Below are 12,415 nucleotides of genomic sequence, written 5' to 3'. Positions count from 1 at the left end.
TTGATGAAACCACCTGGCTCAACGAATTTGGTGGCTTGGTATCAAACAGTGGACACGCCAGTCCTGATATCATGATTAATGTCAACAAAGTCAGTAAATGGTATGGCGACTTTCAAGTATTGACCGACTGTACCGCGCATGTGCACAAAGGCGATGTGACCGTCATCTGTGGTCCATCAGGTAGCGGCAAATCAACTTTAATCAAAACCGTCAATGGGCTTGAAGCCTTTCAACAAGGTGAAATCTTGATTGATGGCATTTCGGTCGGCGCCAAAGAAACCGACTTGCCAAAACTACGTAGCCGAGTAGGGATGGTATTTCAGCATTTTGAACTGTTTCCACATTTATCCATCTTAGAAAACTTGACCTTGGCACAAATCAAAGTATTGGGTCGTAGTCAGTCTGAAGCGCAGAAAAAAGGCTTGGGTTATCTTGACCGCGTGGGCTTGTCAGCGCATGCCAAAAAATACCCTGCCGAGTTGTCAGGCGGTCAGCAGCAACGGGTAGCAATTGCGCGTGCGCTCAGTATGGATCCGATTGCAATGCTGTTTGATGAGCCAACTTCCGCGCTTGACCCTGAGATGATTCAAGAGGTGCTTGAGGTGATGATTGAGCTTGCGAATGAGGGCATGACCATGATGTGTGTGACGCACGAAATGGGCTTTGCGCGCCAAGTCGCCAGCCGTATCATCTTTATGGATCAAGGTCATATTGTTGAAAACTGCAGCCGGGAAGAATTCTTTGCCGGTGCACGTAGCGAGCGTGCGAAAGATTTCTTGTCAAAAATCTTAAATCACTAAAGATAAGGTAAAGTTTATTTCAATAAAAAACGGCAGTCACTGCCGTTTTTTATTATAAAAGTTTGCATTAGCCTAATTGCTCATGAGTGATTCAAATTCTTTGAGTTCCTCTTCCATATAGGCGAGTAATCGTTGGCTATGCGGCAATATTTGGCTACAGGTGACGATACAAAACTCAATTTTATCCACATAAGTACACAAGGTGATATTCATCGCTTGGTCATTGAGCACAATCGAAGCAGGATACAGTGCCTGCAGTTTTGCCCCTTGCCAATACAAAGGCTGATGGGAGCCTGGTACATTTGAGATAATCAAGTTAAAACCGCGATAATCGGGAAACAGACCCGTAAGTACCTGCAATCCTGAACGGCTATAAGCAATCCCACTATAAATAATCGACGAGGCTTGCTTCATCCGTGAAAAGCGTTTTTTACTATTTTTGGTGCTGCCATTAATCGTCTTTAACCGTGCAACAGGGTCGGCAAGGTGGGTGGCAAGATTGGCTAAAATAAAGGTAATTTGATTGCCAACGTGTTGGCTTGTGCTATCGTTGTCATCACGCAGTGATAACGGTACAAAGGCAATCAAGGGTTTTTTGGGCAAGCCATTGATATCGAGCAAATAACGGCGTAACGCGCCCGAACAAATCGCCAAAATTACATCATTGACGGTCACGGCGTAATGTTTGGCGATGGTTTGAAAACGAATAAGCTCATAAGATTGCGCAGAGATACGCCGTGAGCTTGATACCGGTTGGTTGAGGGGGCTATCTGGCGCTTGGGTGGTGGTAATGTAGTCTTTGTGAAATCGCTCTACCACATTTTTACCTAAGGCTTTGATAGCAGGTGGGATAGCCAGCGCTTGCTCTTTGACGACACGCAGAAGGGATTTATCTTCTGGTATCAAAGCATCGAGTTGGTGACGATGACGGGTCATTAGCGACCAAATTGGCAAGCTAATACGCTCGGTTGGCGATTCTGATAGCGATTTTTTCACCAAACGAATCGCCGCTATCCCATCGACCATAGAATGATGAATTTTAAAATACAACGCAAAACGATTGTCTTCAATCCCCTCGATGATGTGACATTCCCACATCGGTTTGGCACGATTGAGTAATTTGCTATGCTCTTGGGACACATAAGTCAATAGCTCACGGATACGTGCTGGTTTTGGCAATGCGATATGGCGAAAATGATGGTCGACTTCAAAGTTTTCATCGGTTTTCCACCATGCTAGATGATATAACACTTGGTTAAATGGAAAACTCGGCGGCGTCTTTTGCGTGACCATCTGCTGCACCAAATCACTGACAAAGGTATCGCTTGCGCCATCGGGAATCTCAAACAAGAACAGCCCACCAATGTGCATCGGCTGATTGCGATTTTCAAGTAAGATAAATAACTGGTCAATGGCGGTGAGCAGACGCATGGGATGTCCTTATCAATCAATAAAAAATTAGCGGAAAAAATAGCCAGTCTGTGGCGAACTAGCTTGTGCCATATACCGCGCTGGCATACGACCTGCCAAGAAGGCTTCACGTCCAGCCATCACCGCATGTTTCATGGCAGATGCCATCAATACAGGGTTTTGCGCATGGGCAATCGCGGTGTTCATCAGCACACCATCACAGCCCAATTCCAAGGCAATGGCGGCATCACTGGCGGTACCCACGCCTGCATCCACCAAGACCGGCACTTGGGTCTGCTCAATGATGAGACTTAAAGTATGGCGATTGAGTAATCCCAAACCTGAGCCAATCAAACTGCCCAATGGCATAATCGCCACACAGCCCATGCTCTCTAGTTCTTTGGCAACAATTGGGTCATCTGAGGTATACACCATCACATCAAAGCCATCATCAATCAAGGTCTTAGCGGCTTTGACGGTTTCGATGACATTAGGATACAAGTTTTTTTCATCGCCCAATACTTCAAGTTTGACAAGGTTGTGCCCATCCAACAATTCACGCGCTAACTGACAGGTACGAACGGCGCTAGCCGCGTCAAAACAGCCAGCGGTGTTGGGCAGAATGGTGTATTTTTCGGGAGAAATCACATCGAGTAGGTTGGGTTCATCTTTCTTCTGCCCGATATTTACGCGTCGAATGGCGACAGTGACGATTTGGGCACCGCTGGCGGCGATGGCTTCGCCTGTTTGTGCCAAATCTGTATATTTGCCAGTACCGACGAGCAAACGAGAGGTAAACGTGCGCGAACCAATGTGTAGGAGGTCGTTTGGGGCGGTCAGCGTATTTTGGCTTAAAGAATTTTGGGTCGCAGGATTTTGAGTTAAAGTGGTTTGGGTCATTGTCATCCCTTTTTAGATTTTGATTGGCATGGTTATCAATCAGTAAAAAATGCTTTAGTATAACAAAATATAGCTTGTCTCAGGGTCTTTTTGTGCGCCTTGGTAGGATTTGTCCTGTTGATAAGCTACAATGGAACGCATCTTTTCTTGGCTTATTTCATTCGATAATCCCTATGCTAAATCCGATTGCCTTGCCGTATAGTTTTGCCAAACGTCATCAACTGCTGTTGCAATACTCGCAAGATTTGACTGCCCCGCCGACGTTGTTGATGACGGCGGATACCCCTATGGAAGCCATCAACGAAGCCAACCGTTTTGCCAGTCAAGCAGGGGTACCGCTGCCATTGAATTTTGCCATGGCGCAAAGTGACGATTTTGAAAGGCAGTTAGCCGCTGTGTATGCAGGCAACACAGGGGAATCTCAGCATATTGCCGCTGGGCTTGAAGACCATCCCGACTTGATGAGTCTGGCTGACAGTGTCCCTGAGACGGAAGACTTGATGGACCAAGAAGATGACGCGCCCATCATTCGCCTAATCAACGCGCTACTGTCCGAAGCTATCCGCCTAAACGCCTCAGATATTCACATCGAAACCTTTGAAAAACGCCTATCGGTACGCTTTCGGGTGGATGGGGTGCTTAAAGAAATCGTCAGTCCAAAACGGGAACTGTCACCGCTACTGGTGTCGCGTATCAAGGTGATGGCAAAACTGGATATCGCTGAAAAACGGGTGCCGCAAGATGGACGCATCTCATTACGTCTGGCTGGGCGAGAAGTGGATGTGCGGGTATCGACCTTGCCATCAAATTTTGGTGAACGTGTGGTGATGCGGCTGTTGGATAAACAAGCGGGTCGGTTAAATATGACCTATTTGGGTTTGTCAGACAATGATTATAGCGAGCTTAAACGCTTAATTCATCGCCCGCATGGCATTATTCTGGTCACAGGTCCGACAGGTTCGGGCAAAACCACGACACTGTACGCGGCTTTAACGGATTTGAACGATAACACCCGTAACATTTTGACCGCTGAAGACCCCATTGAATTTCAGCTAGATGGTATTGGGCAAACCCAAGTCAATAATAAAGTGGATATGACCTTTGCGCGTAGTTTGCGAGCCATGCTACGCCAAGACCCTGATGTGGTGATGGTAGGGGAGATTCGCGATTTAGAGACCGCAGAAATTGCGGTGCAAGCGTCACTCACAGGTCACTTGGTACTCTCAACCCTGCATACCAATACGGCGATTGGTGCGGTGACGCGGCTACAAGATATGGGCGTTGAGCCGTTTTTGTTGTCATCGAGCCTCATTGGCGTGGTGGCACAGCGACTAGTGCGTACCTTGTGTCTGCATTGCCATACATGGGCACTTGCCGATGCCTATCAAACGCAGATTTTTACTGAAATAGGCGAATTCGGGGCGATTAAACTGCCAAAACCTGTGGGCTGTGAGAAGTGCAATCAATCAGGATTTCGGGGACGTACTGCGATTTATGAAGTTGTGCCTGTCGATGATAAACTGCGACAATTGATTCATAGCCAAACAGCTGAGTTTGAGTTAGAAGCGTATGCGCGCAGCAAAACACCGTCAATTCGTGCGGATGGACTTAGAAAGGTGTTGGCAGGGAAAACTACACTGGAAGAAGTGCTGCGAGTAACAAAAGAAAAAGACATATAAGGGAAGTCTATGCCAAGTCGAGCAAAAACTCTTAAAAGGGTTTAATGAGTCATTGAGCCAAAAATCTTTTATCCATCTTGGCTTAAATAAACTTAAATAAAAAAGACGAGCCATAAACTCGTCTTTTCCTTTAACACAAATTGATTAGTAATAAATTAACTCAACACTTCAACCAACTCACCTTCCACCAAATGCGGACTCATGGCACGCGTGACTTTCACCATCACCAGTTTACCAATCAACGCGTCATCGCCTTTTAATAGCACCGTTCGCGTATTATCTGCCGTTCCCATCAAAAATTCAGGATTGCGGTCGCCATGTTGCTCCACCAGTACACGCACGGTTTGACCCACCATGCCTTGGGTTTTTGCCCAAGTTGAGTCAATAATCACTTGCTGAAACGCCGCCAAACGGGCTTTTTTGGTTGCCATATCGACATTGTCGGGCAAGTCTGAAGCAGGCGTACCGGGACGCTTTGAGTAAATAAAGCTATACGAGTGGTCAAAATCCAAATCTTTGGCAAGATTGAGCGTATCTTGGAAATCTTGGTCGGTTTCATTGGGAAAACCGATAATAAAATCGCTTGATAAATACATATCAGGGCGCACGGCGCGCAGTTTGCGGATTTGCTCAATGTAAATATCAATAGTGTGGTTACGCTTCATGGCAGCTAGGATAGCGTTGGAGCCACTTTGCACAGGTAGGTGCAGGTGGGATACCAGTTTTGGTATTTTGGCATACGCTTCAATGATATCATCGCTAAATTCCAGTGGATGGCTGGTGGTATAGCGAATGCGCTCAATACCGTCAACGTGCGCCACATAATGCAATAATTCACTAAAACGGCAAATCGTGCCATCGTGTTTTTCGCCGCGGTAGCCATTGACGTTTTGCCCCAATAGCGTTACTTCACGTACCCCTTGGCTGGCAAGGCTGTCAATCTCGGCAAGTACGTCATCGAGTGGGCGCGAGATTTCTTCCCCGCGGGTGTAAGGCACCACGCAAAATGAGCAGTATTTTGAGCACCCTTCCATGATGGATACAAATGCTTTAAACCCTTCCACTTTGGGTTCGGGTAAAAAGTCAAATTTTTCGATACTGGGGAAAGACACATCGACAACGCCGATACGGTTTTTGGGTTTGACATCCAGCTGTTTGGTAGATTGGTCATACAATTCTGGCAGGCGATGCAGCGTTTGCGGTCCAAACACCATATCGACATGCGGGGCACGGCTTTGGATTTTATCGCCTTCTTGTGACGCCACGCAGCCACCCACACCGATGACCAAATTCGGGTTTTTCTCTTTAAGTTTTTTCCAGCGTCCGAGTTCAGAGAATACTTTTTCTTGCGCTTTTTCACGAATCGAGCAGGTATTCATGAGCAGTACATCGGCTTCTTCAGGATTGTCCGTCAGCACCATGCCATGGGAGTCGCCTAGCACATCTGCCATTTTTTCAGAGTCGTACACATTCATCTGACAGCCTTGGGTCTCGATAAACACGCGTTTGACACGAGTATCCGCTAGTGGCATGGTGGGTTCAACACTCGCCGCTAGCGTTGGCGTTACCAAATTTTGAGTTTTGGAAATCTGTGCTTTTGGGTCAAAAGTAGCAACTGTCATGACTACACCTAAATGTTTCGCCTAAAATAAACCCTTAATTATAACAGATTTTTTTGGCAAGATGCGGTAGTGATTATTTTGACAGCACTAAATAAATGACATCGGTGCTAAAATTGCCAGCTTCATCTATATCAAAATATTGTTTAACAGGCGCGGCACAATTTTTTTGTAAGGCTCGAATCACTTGTATGCTGGTATCAGGGGTATGCATACGGGCGACCCAACTGTCAAAATTTAACGCCAGTTTTTGCATCTCGACAGTCGCCACGCTAAAGCCGGTGATTTGTGCAAAATACAACCACTCGGCAAGACTATAATCTTTGACATGACTGGGATCGCGGATGGTTTCAATGGTCTGTAAAAAATTATTGAGCACGGGGTTGCTATTGCCCAACACATCGACAATCACCACTTTGCCACCGTCAGCTAGGGCGCGATGCATTTCAAACAGCGCTTGTGGCACATTTTGCCAATGGTGCGCAGAATAGCGTGTGATAATGGCATCAAATTGGTGGTCGGCAAAGGGTAATTTTTCTGCCGTACCGACTTGCGTGGTGATATTGGTTAGCCCGCGTGTTTTGGCTTGGCTGGCGACCACTTCGGTCATCGTAGGGGTAATATCATAAGCAATCACTGATGTGGCCACAGGTGCCACCTGATAACTGACGTGCCCACCGCCACAGCCCAAATCCAATATATGCGCAAGCTTGTGCGCCTCAATCAACTGCTTTATTTTATCGAACTCAGCGCCTTGCGCATGGACAGCGCTATTAAGGTAGTTGTGAGATTTGTCTTGATATTGTTGAATATTTAGGGCGTGTTGGGTATGGGTCATGGTTTGTCGCATTTATTGGTGGCTAATAATGGACTTATCATAAGCCAAATAATTGATAATTTATAGTTAATTAAATTTAAAATCCAAAAACTATTGGTTATATAAAACAAGCTGCAACATTTTTATACAATTAGTTGAGATTTGGGTAAATGTTTTTTAGTCGACAATCGTTATAATCGCTTCAGCAAGGTTAACCATTTTTACATTACTTTTGTCATTTTTTGCCTATTTATTCTATTTATTTATCCTAGTTAAAGGTCTTACCAATTATTATGAAAAATCTCAAGCTTTCGATGATTTCATGCGGTGTGATTGCTGTTTTTGCAGAATCTGCTTGCGCAAGTAGCTATTCTGTAGGGACGCCCAGCACAGCTGATAGTTATTTTAACCAAGCCGAACGTGAAGCTAGCCGTGGCAACTTATCGCAAATGGGCAACTATCAGCAAATGATGGCGGGTGGTAGTCTAGCCATGTATCCAGAATATTGGCAGCTTAATAAAGACTTAGACGCTCAGCCGGCATCAGCGATTGTGAGTTTTGCCAACCGTTATCCACAAACGGCGATGGCAGAAAAATTGGCGGCGGATTATGCGGAAACCAAAGCGCGGATGGGTGATTATGATGCGGTTAGACAAGTGGCGAGCTATGTAACCAATGCTGATGCCAGTGAAGCTTGTGCCATTGCGTTAGGTTTCAATCACGGTGGCGATAGCATGCGCGCTTATACCGAAAAAGGTAATGTTTGGCTAAACACGGATAAAAAACTGCCACAGCTTTGCCAACAGTTGGCGACAGAACTCAATGGCAATCGCATGGTTAGCAATGATGACCGTGAGCAGCGGCTGTATCGTATGCTACGCACGGGCAACAATGGTGACATTGTGCAGCTTGCCAGCCGATTGGGCGTGCAGATGAGCTACAATCAGCTCATGAGCGTCAGTAGTAGTCCTAACGCGTTTTTTTCACAAATCGGAAGTATGCCAGCAACCGCTAGCAATCGATATTTATATCTATATGGTTTAGGGCAACTTGCCAAAAAATCTGTCAGTGAAGCGGCGATGCAGCTCAACTATGATGTGGGGCGAAACCCGCAGTTTTTTGATGCCAAAACCCGTCAATATGCCTACCGTACCTTGGGTGTGGCAAGGATGGGCGTCAATACCGATCAAGGGTTTAGTAGTGACGCGGTTGATTGGATGCAAAAAAGTCTGGGCGTACCATTTAACAATGAAGAAGCCGAAAACTATGCCCAAGCAGCGATACGCTATAGCCGATGGTCAGATTTGGCACAAGCCATTGGCGCAATGGACTATAAAAATCAACAGCAACCGATATGGCAATATTGGCTTGCCAAAGCCTACAAATTGGGCGGCACTAACCAGCAGCGTCAACAAGCCAATCAGCTATTTAGTCAATTGGCGCAAACCAATGACTATTATGGACTGCTCTCCAAAGACCAACTGGGGCAGCGTTTTGACCGATTACCGACCAATCCACCGGTGAGCAATAGTGATTACTCACGCCTCGCAAACGATAGTTTCTTTAATCGTGCATTTACCCTCTATAAACTTGCCGCCAATCCCAGCTATACCAACCGTGAATGGAACTGGGCAGTAAAAAAAGCACGTGACCGTGGTGATGAGACGATGATTTTGGCAGCAGCGCAAACCGCATCGGACATGGGATGGTACGACCGTGCTATCTATGCGTTGGAGTCTACCAAAACAATTCCAAATTCGGCACTGGCATTCCCGATGCCCCATCAGTCTAGTGTCGTGCAATACAGCCGCCAAGCGGGAATCGATCCTGCGTGGGCGTATGGCATCATGCGTCAAGAAAGCCGTTTTAATATCGGCGCGCGTTCGGGTGTCGGGGCAGGTGGGTTGATGCAAATCATGCCAGACACCGCGCGCTATATCGCACGTAAATTGGGCGAACCGTATGAGCCATCTCGCGTCGCAGGGGGTGATACCAATATCCGCTATGGTACGTATTATATGGGCGATATTTTAAATAAATTGGGCGGCCAGCCTGTACTAGCCACCGCGGGCTACAATGCAGGGCCAGGTAAGGCCAAAACTTGGCAACCTGAGAACGGTAGCCTAGCGGCTGATCAGTACGTTGAGACCATTCCTTATGCAGAAACGCGCAATTATGTCAAAGCCGTGATGGAAAATGCCACCCATTATGATGTGATACTTGGCGGTAATAACCAACCGATTACTCAGCGTATGGGTATTATTGCTGCTAAGTATTAATTCAATCTGTATTACATAAACCTGCTACATCTTTGCAAAAATAACAGCTAATTAATTGATAATGGTCAATAAATTACTGTTGTTTTTTAGTATATACAGGGTTTACAAAATCTGACCTAGTTAGTATGATTTCAAAGAATTGGCATGACTCATAAACATTAGTTTCGTTTGGCAAAAAATTTAGTTATTTCAAGCAGAAAATTGATAAGTCAACCACCATTTTTATCACTTCTATTTTAAAAGCTCACTGTAAACGTTAAAGCAACCTGCTTGTTTTTAATCATCGACTATTTGGTTTAATTGCTATGCTGTCATCTTGTCTAAAAACATTGCTTCTAAAAACATTGCTCGATTTTACCAACTGGCACAAGGTCTCACACACCGCCACATTGGCGTCGTTAAAGTTTAGGGCAAAGATTCAAGATGATGAGGCAGCGGCAAATTTAGCCAGTTTAATTATCAACTCAAGCCATCAAAAAAGCGCAAAGTTTAGTGGCTATTTGTCAGTTGGCTGCTTGGCGGTGATGGGTGCTTTAGCAACCTCAGCTGCCCACGCCGACAGTGTTTTGGGAGTGGAATTATCCCCTGCTGTCTGCAAGCTTAACCCATACATGGGTAATCTTCGCCAATGTATCGAAGGCAATCCGATGACGGTGAATTTTTATCGGGTGGCGAACCAGCCTTGTAGTAATAGCCGCTACAGCATGTCGCCACTGCAAGAAAAGATCACCTCAAAAGTTATTCCAGACGGTAATATTCGCAAAAATATTTGGCAGCAGTATGGTCGCTGCAGTGGTCTAAGTACCCCTAATTATTTTCGCACCATTACCTCGCTTGCCAGTCAATTAAAACTGCCAAAAGAACTCAGTAGCGGTCGCAGTTATCGATTCACGTCCAGTGGCCTGAGCCGTCAATTATTATCTTTAAACCCTGGCATGAAGCCAAACTCGTTTAATTTTTTCTGTCAAAAAAATAGTGCAGGTCAATCTGTACTGACCTATATTAACGTGTGCTACGACAATAACGGACGTTTTGCCCAATGTGCCACACGCTCTTATGCCTGTCCCAGTCAGTTTTTGATTGATGGTAATTATTGAGGGATAGCAATATCAATTTTTGCCTAGTTTTAAGCATTTTTTATTTTGTTCTTTGCCTTACTTCAACCCATAATTGTCAAGCTCACCCGACAATTGACCCCATAAATTTATGGTCTTTGGTGGTGGCAAGTGATAAACTAGGCAAGCTTTTTTAGACAACTTTTTCTGCTTTTTTCACTGCTTTGCATTTGCAAAGGATCTTGTACTTATCATAATAGGAGCTTTCAATGAAACAGCCTGTTCGTGTTGCGGTGACTGGTGCTGCTGGTCAAATCAGTTATTCATTATTATTTCGTATCGCATCGGGTGATATGTTAGGTAAAGACCAACCTGTCATTTTACAATTATTAGAAATCACGCCAGCTTTAGAAGCCTTAAAAGGTGTGGTAATGGAACTTGAAGATTGTGCATTCCCATTGCTAGCGGGCGTCGTACAAACTGACGACGCTAATGTTGCGTTCAAAGATGCGGACTATGCCCTACTGGTAGGTGCCCGTCCTCGTGGCCCAGGCATGGAGCGTAAAGATTTGCTCGAAGCCAATGCCGCCATCTTCTCTGCACAAGGTAAAGCGTTAAATGACAACGCTAGCCGTAATGTCAAAGTATTGGTTGTGGGTAACCCAGCCAACACCAATGCCTTAATCGCACAGCGCAATGCCCCAGACCTAGACCCACGTAACTTTACAGCGATGACACGTCTTGACCACAACCGTGGTATGGCGCAATTGGCTGAAGAAACTGAAACCACCGTAAATGACATCAAAAAAATGATCATTTGGGGTAACCACTCTTCAACCCAGTACCCAGATTTGACTTTCACCACTGTAAAAGGTCAACCCGCTCTAGAGCAAGTACAACGTGACTGGTACGAAGGTACTTATATCCCTAACGTACAACAACGTGGTGCTGCCATCATTAAAGCACGTGGTGCCTCATCAGCGGCGTCTGCTGCAAACGCTGCCATTGCGCACATTCGTTCGTGGGCACTAGGCACTGACGAGAATGATTGGGTATCTATGGGTGTTTACTCAAATGGTGAATACGGTATCCAAAAAGGTCTTATCTACTCATTCCCGTGTACTTGCCAAAATGGCGATTGGAAAATCGTTGAAGGGTTAGACGTTTCATCGGCGTTCTCACAAGAAAAAATGAAAGCCACTGAAACTGAGCTTGCTGAAGAGCGTGATGCAGTAAGTCACTTACTACCTAACTAATTAGGTTAGAATATTTTAACCGAAAAAAAACCAGTCTTTCTAGGCTGGTTTTTTTACATGAAATAACCACACTATACAATCAAATCACATTTTTTTTACCCAATTTTGGCTACAATAGTCTAACGGTAAGAATAATCCATGGCGCTTTTTTGATTATTTTTAAATAAAATGAGTGCTAAAAAATAATGACATTACAATAACCATTGATATTTTTAAGAGTACTAGGAGAACCACAATGATGATAGATGGCGAAAGAAACATTAATATGTTGTTTGAGCAAATGGGCATGGACAGCGATGATGCATCAATCGAAGCTTTTATCCAGAATAACCAACTGCCACAGTCAGTAAAGCTTAGCGATGCGACCGTTTGGACTGATAACCAACGCAAATTTTTAAAAGAAGAATATCATGCAGATGCAGGTTGGATTGAAATTATCGATGAGCTCAACACCCGTCTACACAAAGATGCTATGGATGCACAAAAACTGACCAAATAAGTCATTTTAATACTGTTAAAGGTATTTTCTAAGTATCTTAAAAGCTAATTAAAAAACCCAATCAAATGATTGGGTTTTTTACATTGGTAAAATAAGTGGTC

General features: G+C 45.0%; 10 protein-coding genes. 6 read left to right on the top strand and 4 right to left on the bottom strand.

The window, feature by feature from the left end; genetic code table 11:
* Positions 1-71: 71 nt before the first annotated feature.
* The gene (locus ACAM39_RS08175) at positions 72-800 is read left to right on the top strand and encodes an amino acid ABC transporter ATP-binding protein (protein WP_145951641.1); all 729 of its coding nucleotides are present in this window, start codon (positions 72-74) and stop codon (positions 798-800) included.
* Between the two features lie 72 nt (positions 801-872).
* Here ACAM39_RS08175 and ACAM39_RS08170 read toward each other — a convergent pair whose 3' ends face one another.
* Together ACAM39_RS08170 and ACAM39_RS08165 are read right to left on the bottom strand one after the other, a co-directional pair.
* Entirely contained in the window at positions 873-2,231 is a 1,359-nt protein-coding gene (locus ACAM39_RS08170) for a WS/DGAT/MGAT family O-acyltransferase (RefSeq protein ID WP_369627312.1), read from the bottom strand.
* Positions 2,232-2,258: 27 nt separating this feature from the next.
* Positions 2,259-3,110 carry a thiazole synthase gene (locus ACAM39_RS08165; RefSeq protein ID WP_369627311.1) on the bottom strand — a complete coding sequence of 284 codons (852 nt, stop codon included), beginning with the start codon at positions 3,108-3,110 and terminating at the stop codon, positions 2,259-2,261.
* A gap of 173 nt (positions 3,111-3,283) precedes the next feature.
* Here ACAM39_RS08165 and gspE point away from each other — a divergent pair, with 173 nt between their 5' ends.
* Complete coding sequence (gene gspE / locus ACAM39_RS08160) at positions 3,284-4,789, top strand: type II secretion system ATPase GspE (RefSeq protein ID WP_472828206.1); 1,506 nt, start codon at positions 3,284-3,286, stop codon at positions 4,787-4,789.
* A 155-nt stretch (positions 4,790-4,944) separates the two neighbouring features.
* Here gspE and miaB read toward each other — a convergent pair whose 3' ends face one another.
* Positions 4,945-6,411 (bottom strand): tRNA (N6-isopentenyl adenosine(37)-C2)-methylthiotransferase MiaB, encoded by a 1,467-nt coding sequence (miaB, locus tag ACAM39_RS08155; protein WP_369627310.1) that lies wholly within the window; start codon positions 6,409-6,411, stop codon positions 4,945-4,947.
* Positions 6,412-6,484: 73 nt separating this feature from the next.
* Entirely contained in the window at positions 6,485-7,246 is a 762-nt protein-coding gene (locus ACAM39_RS08150; protein WP_369627309.1) for a class I SAM-dependent methyltransferase, read from the bottom strand.
* A 272-nt stretch (positions 7,247-7,518) separates the two neighbouring features.
* Between ACAM39_RS08150 and ACAM39_RS08145 the strand changes: the two genes are divergently transcribed.
* The 4 genes from ACAM39_RS08145 to ACAM39_RS08130 all read left to right on the top strand — a co-directional run bounded on the left by ACAM39_RS08145 (position 7,519) and on the right by ACAM39_RS08130 (position 12,314).
* Positions 7,519-9,504 (top strand): lytic transglycosylase domain-containing protein, encoded by a 1,986-nt coding sequence (locus tag ACAM39_RS08145; protein ID WP_369627308.1) that lies wholly within the window; start codon positions 7,519-7,521, stop codon positions 9,502-9,504.
* 305 nt (positions 9,505-9,809) lie between these two features.
* Positions 9,810-10,601, top strand: a complete 792-nt coding sequence (locus tag ACAM39_RS08140) for a T2 family ribonuclease (protein WP_369627307.1) — start codon at positions 9,810-9,812, stop codon at positions 10,599-10,601.
* Between the two features lie 227 nt (positions 10,602-10,828).
* Complete coding sequence (locus ACAM39_RS08135; protein WP_007116966.1) at positions 10,829-11,815, top strand: malate dehydrogenase; 987 nt, start codon at positions 10,829-10,831, stop codon at positions 11,813-11,815.
* Between the two features lie 235 nt (positions 11,816-12,050).
* Positions 12,051-12,314 carry a DUF2789 family protein gene (locus ACAM39_RS08130; protein ID WP_369627306.1) on the top strand — a complete coding sequence of 88 codons (264 nt, stop codon included), beginning with the start codon at positions 12,051-12,053 and terminating at the stop codon, positions 12,312-12,314.
* The last annotated feature ends 101 nt before the right edge of the window (positions 12,315-12,415 follow it).

It is taken from the genome of Moraxella sp. K02 (assembly GCF_041154755.1).
In the GTDB taxonomy this organism is placed as follows: domain Bacteria; phylum Pseudomonadota; class Gammaproteobacteria; order Pseudomonadales; family Moraxellaceae; genus Faucicola.
The sequence above is the reverse complement of the archived record's forward strand: the minus strand, read 5'-3'. Positions and strand labels throughout refer to the sequence as shown.

What these genes read in the sequence shown, in the direction of transcription:
- ACAM39_RS08140 (WP_369627307.1), top strand. Translation starts at nt 9,810, where the DNA reads ATGCTGTCATCTTGTCTAAAAACATTGCTTCTAAAAACATTGCTCGAT.
- miaB (WP_369627310.1), bottom strand. Translation starts at nt 6,411, where the DNA reads ATGACAGTTGCTACTTTTGACCCAAAAGCACAGATTTCCAAAACTCAA.
- gspE (WP_472828206.1), top strand. Translation starts at nt 3,284, where the DNA reads ATGCTAAATCCGATTGCCTTGCCGTATAGTTTTGCCAAACGTCATCAA.
- ACAM39_RS08150 (WP_369627309.1), bottom strand. Translation starts at nt 7,246, where the DNA reads ATGACCCATACCCAACACGCCCTAAATATTCAACAATATCAAGACAAA.
- ACAM39_RS08135 (WP_007116966.1), top strand. Translation starts at nt 10,829, where the DNA reads ATGAAACAGCCTGTTCGTGTTGCGGTGACTGGTGCTGCTGGTCAAATC.
- ACAM39_RS08175 (WP_145951641.1), top strand. Translation starts at nt 72, where the DNA reads ATGATTAATGTCAACAAAGTCAGTAAATGGTATGGCGACTTTCAAGTA.
- ACAM39_RS08145 (WP_369627308.1), top strand. Translation starts at nt 7,519, where the DNA reads ATGAAAAATCTCAAGCTTTCGATGATTTCATGCGGTGTGATTGCTGTT.
- ACAM39_RS08170 (WP_369627312.1), bottom strand. Translation starts at nt 2,231, where the DNA reads ATGCGTCTGCTCACCGCCATTGACCAGTTATTTATCTTACTTGAAAAT.
- ACAM39_RS08130 (WP_369627306.1), top strand. Translation starts at nt 12,051, where the DNA reads ATGATGATAGATGGCGAAAGAAACATTAATATGTTGTTTGAGCAAATG.
- ACAM39_RS08165 (WP_369627311.1), bottom strand. Translation starts at nt 3,110, where the DNA reads ATGACCCAAACCACTTTAACTCAAAATCCTGCGACCCAAAATTCTTTA.